The organism is Pontibacter sp. 13R65 (genome assembly GCF_047525655.1).
In the GTDB taxonomy this organism is placed as follows: domain Bacteria; phylum Bacteroidota; class Bacteroidia; order Cytophagales; family Hymenobacteraceae; genus Pontibacter.
This window is the reverse complement of the sequence record NZ_JBLIQL010000005.1, coordinates 156,993-177,402: the sequence shown is the minus strand read 5'-3', so window position 1 is coordinate 177,402 and position 20,410 is coordinate 156,993. Positions and strand designations below refer to the sequence as shown.

18 protein-coding genes are annotated in these 20,410 nt (G+C 42.9%); 7 read left to right on the top strand and 11 right to left on the bottom strand.

The genetic code is table 11. The features are described 5' to 3' along the window. Window positions 1-245: 245 nt before the first annotated feature. Window positions 246-1,109 (bottom strand): helix-turn-helix domain-containing protein, encoded by an 864-nt coding sequence (locus ACMA1I_RS08425; RefSeq protein ID WP_337067867.1) that lies wholly within the window; start codon window positions 1,107-1,109, stop codon window positions 246-248. A 328-nt stretch (window positions 1,110-1,437) separates the two neighbouring features. Here ACMA1I_RS08425 and hxlB point away from each other — a divergent pair, with 328 nt between their 5' ends. From hxlB to ACMA1I_RS08405, 4 genes are all read left to right on the top strand, one after another. Then, complete coding sequence (gene hxlB / locus ACMA1I_RS08420; protein ID WP_337067866.1) at window positions 1,438-2,022, top strand: 6-phospho-3-hexuloisomerase; 585 nt, start codon at window positions 1,438-1,440, stop codon at window positions 2,020-2,022. Window positions 2,023-2,072: 50 nt separating this feature from the next. Continuing rightward, complete coding sequence (gene hxlA / locus ACMA1I_RS08415; RefSeq protein ID WP_337067865.1) at window positions 2,073-2,705, top strand: 3-hexulose-6-phosphate synthase; 633 nt, start codon at window positions 2,073-2,075, stop codon at window positions 2,703-2,705. Between the two features lie 279 nt (window positions 2,706-2,984). Next, complete coding sequence (locus tag ACMA1I_RS08410) at window positions 2,985-3,287, top strand: DUF6660 family protein (RefSeq protein WP_414703885.1); 303 nt, start codon at window positions 2,985-2,987, stop codon at window positions 3,285-3,287. A gap of 77 nt (window positions 3,288-3,364) precedes the next feature. Continuing rightward, on the top strand, window positions 3,365-5,551 hold the full coding sequence (locus ACMA1I_RS08405; protein ID WP_337067864.1) for a TonB-dependent receptor: 2,187 nt from the start codon (window positions 3,365-3,367) through the stop codon (window positions 5,549-5,551). A 374-nt stretch (window positions 5,552-5,925) separates the two neighbouring features. Here ACMA1I_RS08405 and ACMA1I_RS08400 read toward each other — a convergent pair whose 3' ends face one another. Both ACMA1I_RS08400 and ACMA1I_RS08395 read right to left on the bottom strand, forming a co-directional pair. Then, window positions 5,926-6,339, bottom strand: coding sequence for a hypothetical protein (locus ACMA1I_RS08400; protein WP_337067863.1), 414 nt, complete (start codon window positions 6,337-6,339; stop codon window positions 5,926-5,928). Between the two features lie 70 nt (window positions 6,340-6,409). Beyond that, entirely contained in the window at window positions 6,410-6,805 is a 396-nt protein-coding gene (locus ACMA1I_RS08395; protein ID WP_337067862.1) for a hypothetical protein, read from the bottom strand. Between the two features lie 523 nt (window positions 6,806-7,328). Here ACMA1I_RS08395 and ACMA1I_RS08390 point away from each other — a divergent pair. Further along, complete coding sequence (locus ACMA1I_RS08390) at window positions 7,329-8,084, top strand: class I SAM-dependent methyltransferase (protein WP_337067861.1); 756 nt, start codon at window positions 7,329-7,331, stop codon at window positions 8,082-8,084. 173 nt (window positions 8,085-8,257) lie between these two features. On the opposite strand, the gene ACMA1I_RS08385 is transcribed toward ACMA1I_RS08390, so the two are convergent. The 3 genes from ACMA1I_RS08385 to ACMA1I_RS08375 form a co-directional block, all read right to left on the bottom strand. After that, window positions 8,258-8,791, bottom strand: coding sequence for a YceI family protein (locus ACMA1I_RS08385; protein ID WP_337067860.1), 534 nt, complete (start codon window positions 8,789-8,791; stop codon window positions 8,258-8,260). 81 nt (window positions 8,792-8,872) lie between these two features. After that, window positions 8,873-9,475 (bottom strand): TetR/AcrR family transcriptional regulator, encoded by a 603-nt coding sequence (locus ACMA1I_RS08380; RefSeq protein ID WP_337067859.1) that lies wholly within the window; start codon window positions 9,473-9,475, stop codon window positions 8,873-8,875. A 270-nt stretch (window positions 9,476-9,745) separates the two neighbouring features. Beyond that, window positions 9,746-10,339: a TetR/AcrR family transcriptional regulator gene (locus tag ACMA1I_RS08375; RefSeq protein ID WP_337067858.1), complete on the bottom strand. Its 594-nt coding sequence runs from the start codon at window positions 10,337-10,339 to the stop codon at window positions 9,746-9,748. Window positions 10,340-11,062: 723 nt separating this feature from the next. Here ACMA1I_RS08375 and ACMA1I_RS08370 point away from each other — a divergent pair. Continuing rightward, the gene (locus ACMA1I_RS08370) at window positions 11,063-11,638 is read left to right on the top strand and encodes a Crp/Fnr family transcriptional regulator (RefSeq protein ID WP_337067857.1); all 576 of its coding nucleotides are present in this window, start codon (window positions 11,063-11,065) and stop codon (window positions 11,636-11,638) included. Between the two features lie 68 nt (window positions 11,639-11,706). Next, complete coding sequence (locus tag ACMA1I_RS08365; protein ID WP_337067856.1) at window positions 11,707-12,147, top strand: carboxymuconolactone decarboxylase family protein; 441 nt, start codon at window positions 11,707-11,709, stop codon at window positions 12,145-12,147. A 147-nt stretch (window positions 12,148-12,294) separates the two neighbouring features. On the opposite strand, the gene ACMA1I_RS08360 is transcribed toward ACMA1I_RS08365, so the two are convergent. The 5 genes from ACMA1I_RS08360 to ACMA1I_RS08340 all read right to left on the bottom strand — a co-directional run bounded on the left by ACMA1I_RS08360 (window position 12,295) and on the right by ACMA1I_RS08340 (window position 20,028). Beyond that, window positions 12,295-15,390, bottom strand: coding sequence for a CusA/CzcA family heavy metal efflux RND transporter (locus ACMA1I_RS08360; protein ID WP_337067855.1), 3,096 nt, complete (start codon window positions 15,388-15,390; stop codon window positions 12,295-12,297). Window positions 15,391-15,414: 24 nt separating this feature from the next. Continuing rightward, on the bottom strand, window positions 15,415-16,551 hold the full coding sequence (locus ACMA1I_RS08355) for an efflux RND transporter periplasmic adaptor subunit (protein ID WP_337067854.1): 1,137 nt from the start codon (window positions 16,549-16,551) through the stop codon (window positions 15,415-15,417). Further along, window positions 16,548-17,864, bottom strand: a complete 1,317-nt coding sequence (locus ACMA1I_RS08350; protein ID WP_337067853.1) for a TolC family protein — start codon at window positions 17,862-17,864, stop codon at window positions 16,548-16,550. The genes ACMA1I_RS08355 and ACMA1I_RS08350 overlap by 4 nt, the downstream gene beginning before the upstream one ends. 93 nt (window positions 17,865-17,957) lie before the next feature. Beyond that, window positions 17,958-19,346, bottom strand: coding sequence for a HAMP domain-containing sensor histidine kinase (locus ACMA1I_RS08345; RefSeq protein WP_337067852.1), 1,389 nt, complete (start codon window positions 19,344-19,346; stop codon window positions 17,958-17,960). Continuing rightward, window positions 19,336-20,028 (bottom strand): response regulator transcription factor, encoded by a 693-nt coding sequence (locus ACMA1I_RS08340; RefSeq protein WP_337067851.1) that lies wholly within the window; start codon window positions 20,026-20,028, stop codon window positions 19,336-19,338. Before ACMA1I_RS08340 ends, ACMA1I_RS08345 begins: the two co-directional genes overlap by 11 nt. Window positions 20,029-20,410 lie beyond the last annotated feature (382 nt).

The following is a 20,410-nucleotide window of genomic DNA, read 5'->3' as shown; positions in this document are numbered from 1 at the left end:
TTAAGTTAATAGTATTTTCAACTGCTCAAGAATAGTTAGCCTTATAGACAAAAAAGGCTCCTCTTAAAGGAGCCTTTTTTGTCTATAAGGTAGCTTCAAGTGTAAAATCTGGCCAGCTTGTTGAACTTTTAGGTCTGTAAGCAGAACTTATATTGTACTACTTAATAGCAAATAGCGATAAGACATTTTTCACTTAGCCACTTATTTACCAACCAATTAAAGCTGCGGATACCTAGTTCTTTACATCATATTAATGTATTTGCCTTTGAAGCAATGTGGTTGTGAGCCTGCTTTTTAAAATGTTCCGGTGTTTGAGAAGTGTGGTGTTTAAAAAAGCGGCTAAAATAAGGGTATTCTTTAAACTCAAGGAGGTATGCTATCTCTTTAAGTGTATGGGCACTATGAATTATCTGCCTTTTTGCCTCCAGAATAATCCTATCATGAATTAACTGTAACCCCGTCTTTTGAAGCTTTTCCTTCAAGATCTGATTTAACCGCTTTGAACTGACCCCTATTTTATCTGCATAAAAGTCTATGTTCCTGCTGTGCAGGTAGTTCTCCTCTAACAACAACATAAATTCATACACTCTTTTCTGATTAACATCTTGTGTGGTGAACGCATGTTCCTTGATTCGGATGATATTCAATAGAAAGGCTTTCAGCAAAGATTGAATAATCAACAGGCTATAATCTCCTTTCTGATACTCTTCTTCCATGAGGTCATATACCTTGCATAGCTGATCAGATAACTCCTTACTAACCTTCAGGAAAGTATACTCTCCATGAAAATTAAATATTTTAAAAACATCAAGGGAAAATTCTTTTGCCTCTTCATCCAGTAAGTCCCTTTTGAAAGACAACAAAACGCCTTTCTTACCTGCCTTGTTCAACTGATGTACCCGGTAAGGCGGCAGTAAATAAATCCAATGCCCTCTTTCAGGTACATCTTCATCTTTTATGGCGTGCAGTGGATATTCATTTTTTAGCCAGACTACTTCAAAAAACTCTTTTCTGCCAGGGTCATTCAAATAGCTTGGCGGGCAGCTGGCAAGGTTTCTTATATAGATAAGTGATTTATTCAGCTCTTCCGTTACTTTTTCTTCTATCATTTTTTCCTACTTATCAGCACTTTTCGCGAACTCATGCAATCTTGGTAATATAAGATTGCGCGGAGATCCAACAAGAAACCTCCTAAACATTTACATTATGTGCTTGTGCAAATTTACAGGATCAAACTGTAAATATGGTCTTCTGTCTTCTGTATAAGTTCCTTTTAAGCTCTTAGCACTACAGTTTCTAAATTGTCCAACACATTGCGCTGATTGTGTAACGTTGAGCAAAGCTCGTGGCCCTACCTTTGTACCAGCTAACAGAAGAATATGTAGTATATAGGAGCACCCGCTGTAAGCCGATTTTGATAGTAAACCCCATCACAAGATGACACAGACAAACAGCCATGATTTAGCAGCTTCTCTGCAGGCTAATGTTGCACTTATATTAGACGAAAATCAGAAGCTGGCTGATAAGATGCAATATGATAACGTAGCGAAACTCATTCCCTTTATTCAGCGTGCTGAGCGAATTTTCTTAGTGGGAGCCGGGAGATCAGGGCTAGCATTACATTCAGCCGCTATGCGGCTCATGCACCTGGGCCTTTCCGTTTTTGTAGTTGGAGAAACAACAACGCCAGCTATTAAGGATGGGGATTTGCTTATAGCCGCCTCTGGTTCTGGCACAACAAGCTCTATTGTTAGAGCCGCAGAAAAAGCAGTTGCAGCTGGTGCCAAAGTGGTGGCATTATCTACAACAGCTAATTCCCCTTTAGGAACACTGGCAGCGCATGTGGCAGTTGTTCCTGCTGCACAAAAGCAGGACCATAGTGCCACTGTTTCGGAACAATATGCCGGCAGCTTGTTTGAACAGGCCATTTTGCTCCTCACTGATGCCATTTTTCAGACCCTATGGGCTTTAGACGAAACACCTGCCAAAGAACTATGGAAGCGACATGCAAACCTTGAATAATAAACGCACAGCACCAAAACAAGTATCTTTTTACATATATAAAAATAATAATGGCAAAATTACAAGTAGCAATAGACTTATTAACGACAGCCGATGCGTTGGCTCTTGCAGGAAAAGTAGCACCTTATATTGATATCATTGAGCTGGGTACACCTTTGATTAAGAGCGAAGGTCTGGCAGTAATCACTGCGATGAAAGATGCTTTCCCAGATAAAATCGTTTTCGCTGATTTTAAAACAGCTGATGCTGGTGAACTTGAAGCAGAAATGGCTTTTAAGGCTGGTGCAGATTTAGTAACTGTGCTGGCCACAACAGGTAATGCCACTATAGAAGGTGCTGTTAAAGCTGCTAAGAAATATGGCAAAGGAGTAGTTGTAGATACTATTGGAGAGGCTGACCGTGTAAAGCGTGCTCAGGAAGTAACAGCCTTGGGTGTTGAATTTGTAGAGCTGCACGCAGGTCTTGATGAGCAGGCACAGCCCGGATATTCTATTCAGGTGTTGATTGATGAAGCAGCTCGCGTTGGTGTACCCGTTTCTATAGCAGGTGGCGTAAACATCAACAACATTGTAGCTGTAAAGCAAGCAGGTGTTAAGGTTGCAGTAGCTGGGGCTTCTCTTTATAGTGCCGCTGACCCTGCAGCCGCCGCTAAAGCCCTTCGCGAAGCACTTGATGCTGCTTAATATCAACGTAAATTTATTAGAAAAATTCTAGGCATTGAAATCAAAAGGGCAGCTCCACAAACCAAGGAGCTGCCCTTTTGATTTCAATGCCTTTCATGGAACAGAATAATAATTAACTTATACATAGAAATCGGAAGTATATAGTGTCATTAGCAGGTGCACGCAACGGGTTTATTCTCATTTAACTTGATCCACCATTTTGATTAGTATGATAAGCAGCATATGAAAGGCATTGTTGCCAGGCTTTACAGTTAAGAATAGAAGCCGTATATTTGCAGTGTGAAAGTGATACCTATTATATTAGCTCTACTAGTCACAGTACTCTCGGTGATGCCATGCTGCATCTCTGAGAATTGCGAAATTGATAGTATCAAAACCGAACATACAGATGACCACAGCCCAAAAGCTGAATTATGCTCACCCTTTTATAGTTGCTCAGCCTGTATCGGTTTTACGTTGTTGAATTGTTTCCTTGATCCAGCCAACTTCCAGCTTAATCTCAAGCCCCAATTTGCGGAGTACAAGCCGAACTCCTTCCCTCAGATTTACCTTTCGTTCTGGCAGCCCCCAAAGCTAACCTAATGCCATACAAGTTATTGTTTTATGCGGCGCAATCCTGTACCGCACGATATTCCATTATAGCATTAGATTAAATCAAAATGAAAAAATACATTTTTGTATTGCTCATAATAATTAGCAATAATTTGGCCTTTAGCCAGAATACACTAAAAGCCATAATCAGAAACAGCGAATCGAAAGAGCCTTTAGTAGGTGCAACTGCAGCCATTTACGGAACTACAATAGGTGCAAGTGCCGATGCAGATGGAGAACTTGAACTGACCAATATTCCAGATGGCAGGCAGGTTATCAGGTTTGGCTTTGTAGGATATGAAGATAGATGGGATACCCTTAGCTTCCCCCTTTCACAAACCAAACCCCTCCTTATTTTACTAACTCCAAGTGGTGAGGAACTGGAAGAAGTGGTGGTGACGACTACGCGCAGCAGCCGTACCATACAAGATATCCCGACGCGTGTAGAAGCTATTACGCTGGAAGAGCTTGGAGAGAAGGCGAATATGAAGCCCGGGGATATTCGCATGCTGTTAAGCGAAAGTACCGGCATTCAGACACAACAAACATCTGCTACAAGTGCCAACGCCAATATTCGTATTCAAGGGTTGGATGGTCGCTACACCCAAATCCTGCAGGATGGGTTACCGCTTTACGCAGGTTTTTCCAGCGGCCTGAGCATCATGCAAATTCCCCCGCTCAACCTCTACCAGGTAGAAATAATAAAAGGCAGTTCATCCACCTTATACGGTGGCGGTGCAATAGCCGGTCTTGTAAACTTAATTACAAAGAAACCGACAGAAGAAGGCGAACTGAGCTTGATGGCGAATGTTACCAGTGCAAACGGGCTTGACCTGAGCAGTTTTTTTGGCAAAAGGTTCGGCAAACTGGGCGTCACTGTTTTTGCTTCCAGAAACGCCAACCAGGCTTATGATCCCGCTAACATTGGCTTCTCTGCCATACCAAAGTTTGAACGGTACACAGCAAATCCTACCATTCACTACTACCCTACTGAGCACACTAAACTTTCTTTGGGTGTGAACGCATCCAAAGAAAACCGATTAGGTGGCGATTTGCGGTACATTGATGGAGAAAAAGGCGATTTTTATTTTGAACACAATAAAACAGAACGCTTATCTACTCAATTTAACTTTGAGCATCGGCTATCAGAAAATTCTATTCTTTGGGTAAAGAACAGTCTTAGTTTCTTTGATCGAAACATTGCGGTACCTGTTTATAATTTTGCAGGAAAGCAATCTGCCAGTTTCAGCGAAGTGGCTTATAGCCTGAATACTAAAAAAATGGATTGGGTGTTGGGAGCGAACCTTTGGACAGATAATTTTTCGGAACAGAGTGCTGATGCTGTCGGCCCCAGAAATTATCATAGCACGATAGTAGGTTTTTTTGCTCAAAACACCTTTTCACCCGTCGATTGGTTTGTACTGGAATCAGGTCTAAGAGCCGATTATGTGAGCCCTTCCCCCGCTAACAAGACAAAAGGTTTGTTCATATTGCCTCGAATATCTGCTCTTATTGAAATAAGTGACCGTCTGACCTCCCGTATAGGTGGAGGCATGGGTTACAAAACTCCTACAATTTTTACTCAGGATGCAGAAGATGTGGCTTTTCGCAACATACTCCCGCTGAACCTAAGCCAGACAGAGGCGGAAACATCTATTGGCGGAAACGCCGATATTAACTACAACACTCTGATTGGAGAAGATGTTACCTTCAGCCTAAACCACATGTTCTTTTACACCTACCTCAATAACCCCCTTGTTCTCATGCTACGGCCAGACAATCTGTATGAGTTTCAGAATGCGAACGGATACGTAGATACTAAAGGTGTAGAGACGAATATAAAGTTCGGCTACGAATGGGCAAAGCTCTTCCTTGGATATACCTTTACCAATGCAAGGCAGCACTACAATAGCACCGTTACGGATATGCCTCTTACGCCTAAGCATAGAGTGAATACGGTGCTGATGTTTGAGAAGGAGGACAAATTTCGCATAGGCCTGGAAGCGTATTATTTCAGTCGTCAACAACTGCCGGGTAACAATTGGGGGCGAGACTACTGGATAAACGGGATCATGATGGAAAAAATGTTTGAAAACTTTTCCTTGTTCCTTAACTTCGAGAACATCTTCGACACCAGGCAAAGCAGGTTTGGAAGTATTTACAGCGGTAGCATGAGAACCCCTGCGTTTAATAAAATTTATGCACCAGTAGATGGAAGAGTGATCAATGGTGGTATAAAACTGAATTTACTGTAAGTAAAAGCTGATGGGCAGAAAGGCATGCTGGGTTTATTTCTTCCTAGCTGCTCCATTAAGAAATAAGCTATTACCTAGATTAGATAAGTATAAACACAAAGAAGGCTCTCCTTTTCATCAGAGAGCCTTCCTTTATTTAAAATCGAAATTTAACAACTTTTAGCCTTCTCTTTATACGGAGCCCCCTACTTAGTTGTTTCAGCTTACGGATAATATTTGACCGCATTCCACTTAAACGCTATTCCATTTCTTGATAAACTAGGTGAACAGGATTAAATGGAAGTTATGAAGTAACGGTTACTGAATCCTCTTGCTATACTTTTTTAAATTTACAGCAAAAGGTGCAAGAAAAGAGAACTCCACCAAATCTGGTATTAGTGAAATAGCCAGTATTTAGCAAGCTCCATGTCTAACAGTATCTTCATTTTTATGTTCTTGTAAAGTACCGGATCATGGTCAATAGCTTCTTGTATAAGAGCATCGGGGAGCATTTCCACGTTTTCTGGTCTTGCGACACAGGCTAACCGATATTGCAATTGAGCATCAAAAGCTGGAAAAAACTCTTTTAAAGTCCAGGCCTGATCGGCCACGGTAGTGTAATTTATTTTACGCATGTCGTATAGCCAAAGAAAAATACCTTCTGAAAGAGCATACTGTAGAGCTGTTAGTAATACATCCTTTAAAGGAGTACCACTCGTGTGTTCCAGCCAAGTCACTTGTATGTATTTATCTTCCGGACTTGCCTCAATTCGGGCATTTTCGTTGGAGTAGATCAGCGTAAGTTTCATAGATAGTTTGTATACGGTTTACCAGTTCGGCTTTTGACTTTAATACTAATGTAATACAAAAGCACGTTTATTAATGAGGCAACAACCAGCTGTGGGCCATCTCGATGTCCAGGAATATCTGCATCTCCATATTGTCTGACAGTACCCGATCCTGGGCGAGCGGGATCATTTCTGCGTTGAGCAGACTCAGTACACAGGCTACATGATGTTGTAGCGCAGGATCAAAAGAAGGAAAATACCTTTTCTCTGTCCAAACCTGATCGGCACTTGTCACAAAATATATTTTACGCATGTCAAAGAGCCAGCGGTTAAGTTTGGCTGGTTTTGCATACTGCAGCGCTTTTTCAAGCACCTCCCTTAAGGCTGTATGACTGGCGTGCTGTAGCCAGGTTACCTGAATAAAATGATTTTCTGCATTGGTCTCTACCCTTGCATACTCATTGCTATAAAGCTCAGTTAAAGTCATATCAGGTATATTTAAAATATTTACTTTAATGCTGCATTAGGTTACTCCTGTACGGAACATCTTCTGCAAAGGAGCAGGAATTGATGCAAAAGACCAAGTAAACTAAAAATATAAATAAGCTGATGCTACTCTTTTTGGTATCTCCCGATGTAGGATCATGCACCGCCTGCAGTATACCACTTCTTGATTAGTTACATCCCTTCATCAGGTTAGAGTATAAAAACATCTGTGATTATTTCCTTAGAAATCGCCAGCCCATTAACACCCTAAAATACTATAATTTAAGGAGTTAAAACTAAAAAAGAATAACTATTATGGAAAAAGCAGGTAATTCATAATATTACTATTAGTTCGCAAGACTGTTGAGTTAGAGTTTTCAAGATAGTAAGGAAAGAGCCAATTTAAGTTATTAAAAATCGATTTAAACAATAAAATTTAAGAGTTAATATTCAGCTTTAAAAAGACTTCACCAAATGGATGCCGTAACAAAAGGAAAAATGATTTCACTCTTTTCCTAATACGAATGAAATTATCCACTTACTATAGTAGGAAGCAACTTTTTGTGTTGCTATTAGGCTTTTTGCTTAGTGCTGGCAGCAGTGCCTGCCAAGCACAAGTAGATCAAAAAGAAGTAGTTCATTATACTACAAAATCACCTGCTTCAGGTGGTACGGGCAAAGTATACATGGGCCGCGAAATAGCACGGGTCATAGGAGCTGGCGGCGGCGGTTGGCTCGACCGCAGCACCAGGCAGGAAGAAGAAAACTCGCTGCGGGCCATTGACAGCATGATGCTGAGCCCTGAAAGTGTGGTAGCTGATATTGGGGCAGGAACAGGCTATTATACTTTTAAAATAGCTCCTTTACTACCCAAAGGTAAAATTTATGCCATAGAGTTACAGGATGAGTTTGTTTCCGAACTGAAAAAGCGCAGGCAGGAACTAAATCTCCCGCAGGTGGAAGTGGTAAAGAGCGGTACTCAGTCTTTAAATGTGCCTGCGGCGTCGCTTGACTTGGCGTTTATGGTAGACGTATACCACGAGCTGGAATACCCCCAGGAGATGCTGCAGGCAATACACAAGGCATTAAAACCCGATGGAAAATTGCTTTTGATGGAGTACCGCGCCGAGGACCCGAAGGTGGCTATTCGGGAGCTACACAAAATGACTGCCAAGCAGGTACAGAAAGAGTTGGAGGCAAATGGTTTCAAGCTATTCCAGCGGAAAGATTTTCTGCCGATTCAGCATTTCCTGATGTTCGAAAAATCGGAGAAAGAGTAAAAAGCATGGAGAAGTTTCTAAGCTGCAATGAGATGATCCGGTCCCAAGCTTTTTAAAAAAATAGAGGCTGCCCAGGTAAAAGCAGGCAGCCTTCTTATTATAGTATTAACCATTTCTGGTGCTCTTCCCTATTATTGAGAAGGATGATCCAAGATTTTTAATTTCACGAGCTACTAGGCTTGCTTTACCAACTGTACCTCACCTTGCAGTTTTAATTCTTCGCCTAGCATTACGCCTCCTGTTTCCAGTGCTGCATTGTAGGTAATACCCCAATCTTTACGGTTGATCTTGCCACTGAAAGAAAAACCAGCCTTAATGTTTCCCCAAGGGTCAGTTGCTACACCATTGTGCTCCACCGAGAGCTTTACTGGCTTGGTAATATCTTTAATGGTAAGATCGCCTACCACGTTAAAGGTATCGTCGTCCACTTTCTCTATTTTAGTAGACACAAACTTCATGTTCGGGTAATTTTCTACGGCAAAAAAGTCAGCGTTACGCAGGTGCTCATCACGCTGTTCGTTGCTCGTGTTAATGGAAGCTGGGTTTATGTTAGCCACCACTTTTGCACTTGAAAAGTCATCACCCACTGTTTCTGCTTCTGCTTCAAAATCAGTGAATTTTCCAGTCACGTTCGAAATCATGAGGTGCTTAATTTTAAAGCCCAATTCGCTGTGCGTTGGATCTAAAGACCATTTAGTTGTTGCCATTGTCTATTGAATATATTTAACTTTTATAATATTATTTAACTCTATTAACTTTTCTAACACTGTTAGGTTATATGCAAAAAATTATGCTTTCAAACCTGAAATAAAACCACGAATAAAATCTTTTAACACCATCTGGTTTAATTCTTCTTTATCCTGCTGAGCTCCCATCATGTTGATAGAGATGAGACCATGCAGCATAGACCAATAGGTATGTAACTTAAGAAAAGGATCTGTGTCAGGATGTTGGCCTTTGGAAATTAGCTCCCGGATAGGCTGCAGAATCAGTCCACTAAAAGTACTTAGTTCGCTGATCTGGTTTACAGTCTCGCAGGAGGGTATTCCTAAACCATACATTACCTGGTAGTAAGCTTTGTTGTTAAAGGCAAACCTCCAATAAGCATATGCCATACCTTCAATTTGGCTTTCCGGATCAGCAGCAAGTTCTATGGCCTCCAGCAAATCGTGGTTTAGCTTTCGAAAACCTTGCTTTGTTAACTCCAGTAATATCGCCTCTTTGTTCTCGAAATGGTCATAAATTACCGGCACACTGTACTCAATCGCATCAGCAATTTTACGGATAGAAAGTGCCTGCCATCCATCCTCCACCACCAGTTGCCAGGCAGCTGCCAGTATGGATGCATGCAATTCTTCTTTATGCCGTTTCTTTCGTTCTGTTATGCCCATTATACTCCTGTTATTTTACCTAACAGTGTTAGCAAATTTAAAAGTTCCTTATCAATTCACAAAATTATCTGCCTATATCCTTTTATTAGTTGTGCTGAAGCTTTAATGAAGTTCTAAACCGGAGTATAAGTGAAACCTGCAGCAATTGCTCAGAAACTAACTGTTTAAGAATTGGAATCGGGTGACAGGTGATGTAAGGGTTATAAGATTTGAGGCGTCCAGAATTTGGACCAACCTACCACACACCTACAGGTCTATTAAGAGATAATCTTAAGCCCGAAGCCCTTGCATCAGGATACCGTGGATCACCCCTAACCTGGCTTCAAAGTCTGCAAATTTGTTTTCGACCAGCAAGCCGACTTCTAATCCACGGAAAGCGCAGACAAGGCCAAAAGCAACAGCATCCACGTCCTCGGCTGCATAATGTGCAAATTCCCCGTTTCCAAGACCAAACTTCAGGATGTTCCGCACCAGGCTCAGCTCCTTCAGTTCATATCTTCTGTGCAAGTCCATGATATGGTGCAAATTGGCTTCTATATCACCCCGTAGAATTGTCCAGAGATTAGCTCTACCCTGCACAATATTAAATTTAGTCAGGAAAAACACTTTGAGTTTCTCTTCTGCCGTTTCTACTTTATCGACCTCCTGCTTTACAATACGAAAGACTTCCTCCATCTCACGGATTACAACCGCATCAAAAATCTCATCCTTACTTTTGTAGTAATAATAAAGCGTGCTCTTCCCCTTGCCTGCGGCCTTGGCTATATCTTCCATGGTAGTTTTAGCTAAGCCAAAATGCCCAAACAATTTCTGCGCCTCGTTTAATATATCCGACCTAATGGCCTCATCCTTGTTATCGCTCATACATTATCGGCAAAAATAGCGCCGGCCAAAAATACCCGGAATATTTGATTTAGACAATTTACAGTTGCCATCTGCTGCAATTTTCTGCCATGCCAACCTAAGACAAAATGTTTGCTTTGCCATACTTTCCTAAGCCTTTAGTTGTTGCACAGATGCATTTATCATCTAAAAATTCAATAATGGCGAAGAGTAAGCAAGTGACAACGTTACATATTTAAATCGTGCTAAAACCATTCTGAAACCCTTAAGGGTAACTAGCTTTTTTTGCTTCCGGAAGGGAGTTTTTATTAGAATAATTGGTGGTTGGTGGCTAATTGGTGAGTGCTGTATTATTAATTGTAAATTAAGTATCAGGGAAAAAAGCAGTATTGCCTCAAAGCGTCTGCAGCTCCTGCAAACGTATGTACTGGAAATGAAAGCTTAAGAAGTAGCCTAATACCCAAAACCACCAAAAAGCCTCCGGAAGGCTAATTTCATTAGAATAATTTAGCAGTAGCACTATGTGGAATCTGCGTACCTGTTTAGAAAGTGCTAGTAACAGGATAGTACATTGTGGTACCCTTTTTACTGGTAAATTATTTAAGTAAAATCGGCAAAAAACCTGTCTTAGATTCCTAATTAATAGTTAAAATTACGATACCAGGATGTTGTAACTGTCGCTAAAATAATACAGAAAAAGGCCTTTTGTGTTTATTACTAAAATTATCAATTAGAAGAACCTTCATGTCAGCAATATTCAGAAGCCATTTAGACAAGTTCATACACCTTTCAGATCAGGAATACCAGGAGATACTGACCTTCTTTGAGGCCCATTCGGTATCTAAAAAAGAGTATCTGCTGCAGGAAGGACAGGTATGTAAAAAGCACTATTTCGTTCTTAAAGGCTGCCTCAGAAAGTTTTTCATAAACGAGAAGGGGGTGGAGCAGACAACAGAGTTTGCCATCGAGAACTGGTGGTTAACAGACCACATTGCCTACGAACGGCAATTGCAATCTGGCTTTCATATTCAGGCGGTGGAAAAAGCAGATTTGCTTTCCATCAGCCACTCTTCACAAGAGAACCTGCTGCAACAGCATCCGAAAATGGAGCGTTATTTCAGGTATGTCTACCAAAGAGCCTTTGCGGCTTCTCAGATGCGTATTAGGTATCTGTATGGTTTATCCAGGGAAGAACTCTATCGTCATTTTAACGAGCATTACCCTGAATTTGTGCAACGGGTACCCCAATATCTGTTGGCTTCCTTCCTAGGATTTACGCCAGAATATTTAAGCGAAATCAGAAGCAGGAATCGTTCTTAAACTAGTTTAAGTATATTCAGCGCAGCCCTACCGACCTTTGTTTTATCTCTTACTCTAACAAAAAACAAATGGAAAAGCGCTTAAACATTATGGAATCACAACCTATGGCGGCAAAAGCTATGTATGGGTTAGAAGCCTATCTTTCGACAACACAATTATCGAAATCACAAAAAGAGTTGATCAAGATCAGGGCTTCTCAAATAAATGGCTGCGCTTTTTGTATAGACATGCACACGAAAGATGCGCTTCTAAACGGTGAAACAAATCAACGTATTTTTCTGCTAAATGCCTGGAAAGAAACAGCTTTATTTACCGAAGAAGAAAAAGCCATACTGGCCATAACAGAAGAAGTTACTCTGATACATCAGAAGGGTTTAACGGATGACACGTATAAAAAAGCCGAAGAAATTTTTGGAGCAAGCTACCTGAGCGAGATCATTATGGCTGTGGTCACCATAAACGCGTGGAACCGGATAGCTATAAGTGCGCAGCTAGATGTTCCCAGGTAAGGCATGGTCCTGCCCTACCCTCTTACCTCTGGTCGGCAGCTGTTACTGGGGAATAAGAGCTACACGGAGATGTAAAAAAGGAGAAGCCGGTTCAGAAAACACTGAACCGGCTTCTCCTTTTTTACACTGTATATACTCCTTAGAAGCTTATGCTCTTTTCCCTTTTTTGTATGCCAGGTAGTAAACCTGTGGCAGCACGATCAGGGAGAGAATCATACAAATCATCAGGCCTCCTACAATCATAATGGCGAGCGGCTTCTGAATTTCAGACCCCATACCCGACGAGAGTGCTGCAGGCAGCAAACCGGCCGACCCCATGATTGCAATCATAAACACTGGCCTGATACGGCTGTACACCCCTTGCGAAATCGCTTCTTCTAAAGGCAGGCCTTTCCGCAGATATTCTTTCATAACTGCAATCAGGATAATACCATCTATCGTACCTACACCAAACAAGATGATAAAGCCTATACCAGCTGAAATACCAAACGTAGTGCCCGAGAGCCACAGCGACAGGAAGCCCCCGACGAAGGCAAACGGAATAGTAATGAGTGAAATAACAGTATCCTTTAAGTTTCCGAAGTTTACAAACAACAGGAAGAAGATAAGCAGAAGCGAAATAGGTACAATGTAAGTTAAGCGCTTGGTAGCTCTTTCTTTGTTTTCAAACTCTCCTGCCCAGGTTAAGGCATAACTTTCTGGCAATTGTACCTGTTCATCTACCCGCTGTTGGGCCTCTTTTATGGTGCTACCTAGGTCGCGACCACGTATTGAGAAACCAACGGCAATGTAACGGCTGCTGCCTTCGCGGTAAATAAAGGCTGGTCCCGTAAAGAAGCCCACATCCGCTATTTCGTAAAGCGGAATCATAGAACCTCCATTGGCTGGCACTAATATATTCTGAATCTCAGTTTCTGATTTTCGGAATGGCTCCGCATAGCGAACCCGCACATCAAAAATACGCTCATCTTCATAAAAAGAGGTAGCTGCTTTACCGCCTATAGCCATTTCTATCACGGCCTGTGCATCTGCCATACTCACCCCATAGCGTGCCATACGTGTTTCTTCCAGTTTAATGCGCAGTTCCGGCAGACCAATATTGCGGTAAATATTCAAGTCTTCTATACCTGGTACATCCTTGATAGCTTCTGCCACCTGATCTGCAGATTTTTCCAGCTCGAACAAATCGTTACCGAAGATCTTTACTACAAGCGAGCTTTTTACACCCGATACATATTCTTCCACATTGTCCATAATCGGCTGGCTGAACCCGAATATAACACCTGGATAAACCGTTAAAGATGATTCCATTTCCTGCAAGAGCTCATCTTTTGTGATCTTGCGATTCCAGTCCTTCTCATCTGCCAACTGCACGTGGAATTCAATGTTAAAGAAACCGGTTGGGTCCGTTCCATCGTTTGGCCTTCCTGTTTGTGTCAGCACAAACTGCACCTCTTCGAACTCTCTGAACTTGGCTTTCATTTCTTTTGTCAGCTTCACCGATTCCTGAAGGCTCACACTGTTCGGTAAAGTTGCCCGCACATAGAGAGCGCCCTCGTTCAGCTTTGGAATAAACTCTGTTCCTAATTGGCTAAATCCGAATCCGCATAGTGCCAATAAGATCACAAACAAGGTAATAGTTAATTTTTTAGAAGCCGCACCCAACTGGTACAGTTTAAACATAACACCCCTGATAAAATTGGTAATCGGGTTATCGCGGTCTACCACATTCTTGTTCAGGAGCACCTTACACATGGCAGGCACATAAGTTAGGCTGAGTAAAACGGCCCCAATTAAGGCATAACCCAATGTAAAGGCCAGCGGCGCAAACATTTTACCTTCCACTTTCTGGAACGTGAAGATAGGCATCAGGGCCACGATCAGGATTATCTGGGCGAAGAAAATCGATTTTGCCACCCCTCTCGTCTGGTTCTTGATAATGCCCAGTTTACTTATTTTGTTAAAGCGGGGCATACCCAGTTGTTGGGCCCGTTTATCGAGACCTACAAATACATGCTCCACCACCACCATAGTACCTTCCAGCAAGAGGCCAAAGTCTACCGCACCAATTGAGATAAGGTTGGCCGGCAAACCCTGTATGCGAAGCATTACCATGGCAAACAAGAATGCCAGCGGAATAACAGAGGCTACAATAACAGTAGTACGCCAGTTAAACAGGAAAATAAACACCAGCACCGATACCAGTATAATACCTTCCACCAGGTTGTGCGTAACAGTACTCACTGTGTTATCTACTAGTATCGTTCGGTCATGGAAAGCCTGTATTTTGACATCAGATGGCAGAATCCGCTCATTGAGCTCATCAATCTTCCTTTTCAGTCGTTCTATAACCTCACTAGGGTTCTCGCCACGCAACATAATCACAATACCCTGCACCAGGTCATCCTCGTCGTCGAGGCCCACCTGCCCCAGGCGAGGCTTAGCTGATATATTTACATCCGCCACGTGCTTAACTAATACAGGCGTGCCGTTTACATTTTCGATGAGAATGTTTTCGATATCAGCAACACTTTCCAGCAATCCAACGCCACGAACAGCATATGCCTGATCGCCTTTTTGAATCACATCACCACCTACATTAATATTACTGTTCTCCACCGCCTCGTATACATCGAGGGGCGAGAGGTTGTAGTTGGCCAGTTCAACAGGGTTCACCTGTATCTCATAAATTTTCTCTTCACCGCCAAAGCTAACTACTTCTGCAATGCCGGGTACACCTACCAGCTCGCGCTCTACAACCCACTCGTGTATAGCAGCAAGTTCCCGCACAGGTCGAGATTTACTTTGGAGCACATACCTGAAAATTTCGCCTGTGGCACCTGAAGGCGGCTCTACTTCTGCCTCTGCTCCGTCTGGCAACTCAATGCTTTGCAGCCTGTTTGAGGCATATTGCTGGGCATAAAAGTCATCTACGTTCTCATCGAAAAGCACTGTAACCACCGACAGCCCGAACAGGGAGGTGGAGCGTACCTCTGCTTTTCTTGGTATGGTATTCATTTGCCTGGTAATAGGCAAAGTCACAAACTTCTCTACCTCTTCCGCACTTCTCCCAGGCCATTGGGTAATAATGCGGGCCCTGGTGTTGGTTACATCCGGAAAGGCTTCTATCGGAGTTCTGACATAGCTGAAAATACCAGCTGCAACCAGAAGCGCCGTCAGGAAGAATACTATTATATGGTTCTTAAGCGAGAATGATACTAAACTCTGAACAAATTTATCCATGTGGTAAGTCGGTGCTTTCTTCTTTTAGTTATGAATCTGGTTATAAAGCAGCAGGTGATTTTCGGTCACAATTTTATCGCCTTCCTTCAACCCATTCTTTACCACAACTGCTGTGCTGGTTTGGTACACTGGCTCCAGTTCCACAATCTCAAAGTTGCAGCTGTCGCGGTATACCACTACCTGGTGTTTGGAGTCGGTAAAAATCATGGCTTTGGATGGAAAGGCCAGCAGGTGCGCCAGCTCCGGGTCTGAAGTGTCGTTTTCCTGGTTCACGAAAACGTTCACAAACATTTCAGGCTTCAGCAGCAGGTCCTTGTTTTGCAGGCGAATGCGTGCTTTCAGTACCCGTTCTTCGGTATCGAAGGTGTTGGCAAGCCGATCAATCTTTCCTTCAAAAGTTTGGTTAGGGTAGGCAGAAGCTCTAACAGAAACAGACATGCCCTCGCGGATGCTGCTGAGATTTCCAGCATACACATTGGCCATTACCCAAACCTCCTCCAAGTCTGAGATTGCAAAAAGAGGCTCATCTCCCGCTTCTATCTGCTGCCCGCTTACAATATCTTTCGACAAAATATAGCCGCTGAAAGGGGCACGCACTATCAGCACGCCACGCTCCAGGCTGCCGCCATATATAGCCAGGTTCTCTTGTACTTTGGCGATCTCCAGTTGCGCCATTTCCACTTCCTGCTGTGCCTCAATTAACTCACGCTCCGAAGCAACGCCATCATCAAACATTTCCTGAGTAGCGCTTAACTGGCGCTGAGCCAGTTTTAGCTGTGCCTGTCCGGTACGGAGTTCGGCGTTCAGGCTGCTCAGCTCAGGGCTTCGTACTTCAAGCAATACCGCTCCTTTCTTCACGTAATCTCCTAAGCCAAAATTCACCTTCGATACCACACCGTCCAGCAAAGGCACAAAACGGAAGTATTTTTCAGGATTGCTCACCACTCTTCCGGTGAGTTGGGTCTGTAAGTTTTCGGAAACAGGCGTTACTTCTGCCAGCTTCATGTTTTTAGCGAGCGTGCCGGTAAGGCAGTAACCTGCGGCAGCCTTGCCTGTTCCCTGGCTTGCCGCTTCCTGTTGCTGGCACGAAGAGAAGGTAAGGGCAAGAGAGGCAACTGCCGAAAATTGTAATATTGTTTTAATCTGCAAGGAAAGTATCATATGTCGCTTCCAATTAATAAATTGAGTTCTTCTTTTTTAGATTCAAGGCTTCTGATGGTGTCGAAGTAGAGCAGTTTGTTATCTTTGAAAGCATCAAAGAAGTCCAGGAACTCCAGCAGACTTATATTTTTGCGTTGGAAGTTTCGGCTTACTCCAGCCAACACATCGTCCAGCTCATTGATATAGGTTTCGTCTATTGATTCGTAGAGATCCGCAAGTTCCACATAGTCGCTGTAAGCCCTTACTACCTCATTCCGCGCCTCCTGCACCCGCAGAGTATGTAGGTATCTGCCTTGCTGCACTCCTATCTGAGCTGCCTGAATATTTCCTTTGTTCCGGTCGAAGAAGGGTAAGTCCATTGATACTCCAAAGCCAATAAAATTGAGCAGGATATTACCGCCGCGATCGTAGTTGGCATTAAAAGTAAGGTCCGGAACTCGCATGGCACGCTCCAGCGTATGCTCCGCTTCTCTTACCCGTAGGTCTGATTGCGCCACCCGCACGTCAGGGTTATATTTTTCGGCACGTGCCAGCAGGCTATCCAGTGGTTGAGTAAGAAGGTAGGAGCTGCGGGAGATGTTAGGCGAATCTTCCAGGTAAATTGTTGTTTCGGCAGGCAGCAACAGCAAGGACTTTAAGCTCTGCTGTACTTCATTTCTTTCCTGTAGCGCTTCTTTTAATTCGGCTCTTAAAGAAAGGTCGAGTGCCCTTACCCGGTAAAAATCTGCTTTGGATATATTGCCGCTGCGCAATTGCACTTCCTGCGCGCGTATAAGCTGGTTGAGCACCTGCATTTGCTGCTGAAGTATTCGCACATTATTTTGCTGAAATTGCAGCTCCGAAAGGAGTGTACGGAACTCCGCTTTTAGCGACAGCAGTACTTCAGAATAGGCAACTTCTGCCAATTGCCGGTTGGCAACCTGCAACGATATATTCTTTTTACGTTTGCGGGCTGTTTGCACCAACTGGTCTAATTGTGCTGAGAGTTGCCTGTTCTCACCGAAACCGTTTCGAAAAAGAGGAGGGTTACCGTCGCCATAAGCAACCTGGTGTGGCGTTGCCCAAAAGTTTACCTCGCTTATCTCCAGCGATGGGTTAGGCCACGCTTTTGCCTGCAGAATCAGCGCATCGGCCTGGTCCAGGTTAAGTTTCTCTGCCAGCAGGGCCAGGTTACGCTCCAGAAAAATTCGCTCTGCCTCTACTCTTGTGACAGATAGGGTATCAGTCTGCTTCGCCTGCGTTTGCGAGGGCAAGCCGCATACGAGGAGTAAAATGGGTAGAAATAGAATGTAAGAAAATAGCTTTATTGTCATGTTGCCAGTGTAGCTTGTAAATTTGTTTTACAAAGCTATATCCACAACATTAAATGCTTCTTTGGCTAATATTAGAATTACATTAGAACCAGGTTAGTTTTGCATTAAATCCACTACGGATGGAGGAAATACCAGTTTAACTTCTGTACCCTGACCTGTAATCGAGGAAAGAGAAATCTCAATCTGGCAGAATTCTGCTATATGCTTGGTGAGCGACAAGCCAACTCCATGGCCTGGTTTGTAGTATTGGGTATTAGATCCTCTGAAAAACAGATCAAACACTTTCTCCTGTTCCTGTTCGGGTATTCCCGGTCCTGTGTCCTGCACGAGCAGGGCCAGTCGGTTCCGGTCCAGCTCCCTTAAAACAAGCTTTACCTTCTGATCTTCTGAAAATTTAAGGGCATTGTCTATAATGTTGGTAATGGCAGTGGAAACCAACTCGGGGTGCAGGTGCAGTTCCAGCAGGTCGGCATCTTCTACTTCGAGCAGCGTGTCTACTTCAGCTTCAGGATATTTAATCTTGAGTCGCTCCAGTACCTCCCAAAGTAGTTCATCCAGCCTGAAATTTCGGAAATGGGCCCGCGAGTCTGTTTGCTTTAACCCGCTAATGAGCAGCAAGCCTTCTATTACAGAGTTAATGTCGATTGTACTCTTCAGTATCTTTTGCAGAACCACTCGGTATTCCTCCTGGCTTCTTTCTTTGTGCAGGCTGAGTTCTGCTTCGCCTATAATGGCAGCCAATGGAGTTTTGAGCTCATGCGAAACGTTTTTGGAGAATTGTTTCTGTGTATTTACTCCCAGTTCCAGCCTATCCAGAAAGGTGTTGAGGGTTTTTATAAGCTCACTTAGCTCATCTCCGGGCTGGTTTACCTGCTCAAGGCGGGAGTTCAGGTTCTCAGTAGAAATGGTATTTACCTTGCGAAGAATGGAGGAAAAAGGCTTAAAGGTTTTTCTGGCCAGCAGCACATTCAGGATGTAATTCACCAGAACGCCAACCACAAACAGGCAGACTAAAACCAGGGCGAGATTTTGCAACCTCGTACGGCCGGAGTTATCCTCTCCAGTGGTTATAATTACGAAATTGCCCTGGTTATCTTCGTAATAAAGGCCGGTGTACTGCTTCCCGTTTACCAGAAAATTTTCTTTTCCTTTTCTGCGAATCCTGTTTAAGGTTGATTTTTCTACCGGGAAAGAAGAAATTTCCGGCACAAAGGCTACCTGATCGTTTGCATCATAAATCTGAACGACCTCTTTATCTACCCGGTTAAGGTACCTGCTTTCGTACTCATGGTATTTTTGCTTGTTCAGCTCATCTTTTTCTAAATAGATGATCGCCGATAACAAGGCTCTACCCTCCAATTTGTTATAAAAGTAGTTAATGGTTTGTTTCTGGTAAATGTACAAGGTACTACCAAACACTAACAGGAGCGTAAAAGCACATACAAGCGTAGAGCGTATTGCGAGCTTCTGTTTAAGATTCATTTGTTTTGCGAGCCAGCATATAGCCTCTTCCTTTAATGGTGTGTATCAGCTTATAAGAAAACCCTTTGTCTATTTTGTTTCGCAGGTAATTGATATACACATCTACTACATTGGTATTAGTGCTGAAATGAATGTCCCAGACGGCCTGCGCGATTTCCACCCTCGAAACGACTTTTTCCCGGTTCCTCAACAAGAAAATCAATAAGTTGAATTCTCTTGAGGTAAGGGAAATTTCGGTATTTCCCCTGGCAACTTTGTTCTGTTCTACATTTACCTCCAGGTCAGCATATTTATCTGATTCAAAAATGCCTTGCTCCAGCTGCTTCCTTCGCATGTGAGCATTTATCCGGGCCAGCAGTTCTCTGAAATGAAAGGGCTTTGCCATAAAATCATCGGCACCTGCTTCCAAGCCTTTTACTCGCTCTTCAGGGTTTCCTAAGGCGCTAAGAAAAATTATAATAGATTTGATGTTCCGTTTGCGGGTAATCTTGCATACCTCATAACCATCTATACCTGGCAGCATGATGTCAAGAATTATAACATCGTACTCATTTTCGCTAATTAACGTTACAGCCTGGAAACCATCCGATACTAGTTCAACCTGATATTGATTATCTGTTAAACCCTCTTTTATAAAGGAGGCTACACTGGCATCATCTTCAACTAATAAGCATTTTATCATAGGTGGATATTCTGGAGTTTGAGCTAAAATTAAGCATTATAAACTGAGTTAGAAACCAAATTAACTTCATCACCAGATAATCAAAGGAAAACTACTCGCTTGCCTTATAAAGACGACCTGCAGTCTTTACTCCACCATCCGTTATCAAAGCACGATTTGAGCAGGGAGGCTATGTCTATTATAATAAAGAGTAATTAGGTGTAACGCAGCACCAGTGGCTCTCCTCTAAGGCTATCTTTACCTCCATACCTGGTCTGGCACAACCAAATGCTAGACTTCCCTCTCCTATTCCTATCAAGAAAAACCTATTTAACATGCTTCAGTATATAATATCAACCCAGAGGTAACAACTGTTGAATCTGGAGACCCTTATCCGGTGCCG

Excerpts from the sequence above, each read along its gene's own strand:
- ACMA1I_RS08425 (WP_337067867.1), bottom strand. The coding sequence starts at position 1,109 with ATGATAGAAGAAAAAGTAACGGAAGAGCTGAATAAATCACTTATCTAT.
- hxlB (WP_337067866.1), top strand. The coding sequence starts at position 1,438 with ATGACACAGACAAACAGCCATGATTTAGCAGCTTCTCTGCAGGCTAAT.
- hxlA (WP_337067865.1), top strand. The coding sequence starts at position 2,073 with ATGGCAAAATTACAAGTAGCAATAGACTTATTAACGACAGCCGATGCG.
- ACMA1I_RS08405 (WP_337067864.1), top strand. The coding sequence starts at position 3,365 with ATGAAAAAATACATTTTTGTATTGCTCATAATAATTAGCAATAATTTG.
- ACMA1I_RS08400 (WP_337067863.1), bottom strand. The coding sequence starts at position 6,339 with ATGAAACTTACGCTGATCTACTCCAACGAAAATGCCCGAATTGAGGCA.
- ACMA1I_RS08395 (WP_337067862.1), bottom strand. The coding sequence starts at position 6,805 with ATGACTTTAACTGAGCTTTATAGCAATGAGTATGCAAGGGTAGAGACC.
- ACMA1I_RS08390 (WP_337067861.1), top strand. The coding sequence starts at position 7,329 with ATGAAATTATCCACTTACTATAGTAGGAAGCAACTTTTTGTGTTGCTA.
- ACMA1I_RS08385 (WP_337067860.1), bottom strand. The coding sequence starts at position 8,791 with ATGGCAACAACTAAATGGTCTTTAGATCCAACGCACAGCGAATTGGGC.
- ACMA1I_RS08380 (WP_337067859.1), bottom strand. The coding sequence starts at position 9,475 with ATGGGCATAACAGAACGAAAGAAACGGCATAAAGAAGAATTGCATGCA.
- ACMA1I_RS08375 (WP_337067858.1), bottom strand. The coding sequence starts at position 10,339 with ATGAGCGATAACAAGGATGAGGCCATTAGGTCGGATATATTAAACGAG.
- ACMA1I_RS08370 (WP_337067857.1), top strand. The coding sequence starts at position 11,063 with ATGTCAGCAATATTCAGAAGCCATTTAGACAAGTTCATACACCTTTCA.
- ACMA1I_RS08365 (WP_337067856.1), top strand. The coding sequence starts at position 11,707 with ATGGAAAAGCGCTTAAACATTATGGAATCACAACCTATGGCGGCAAAA.
- ACMA1I_RS08360 (WP_337067855.1), bottom strand. The coding sequence starts at position 15,390 with ATGGATAAATTTGTTCAGAGTTTAGTATCATTCTCGCTTAAGAACCAT.
- ACMA1I_RS08355 (WP_337067854.1), bottom strand. The coding sequence starts at position 16,551 with ATGATACTTTCCTTGCAGATTAAAACAATATTACAATTTTCGGCAGTT.
- ACMA1I_RS08350 (WP_337067853.1), bottom strand. The coding sequence starts at position 17,864 with ATGACAATAAAGCTATTTTCTTACATTCTATTTCTACCCATTTTACTC.
- ACMA1I_RS08345 (WP_337067852.1), bottom strand. The coding sequence starts at position 19,346 with ATGAATCTTAAACAGAAGCTCGCAATACGCTCTACGCTTGTATGTGCT.
- ACMA1I_RS08340 (WP_337067851.1), bottom strand. The coding sequence starts at position 20,028 with ATGATAAAATGCTTATTAGTTGAAGATGATGCCAGTGTAGCCTCCTTT.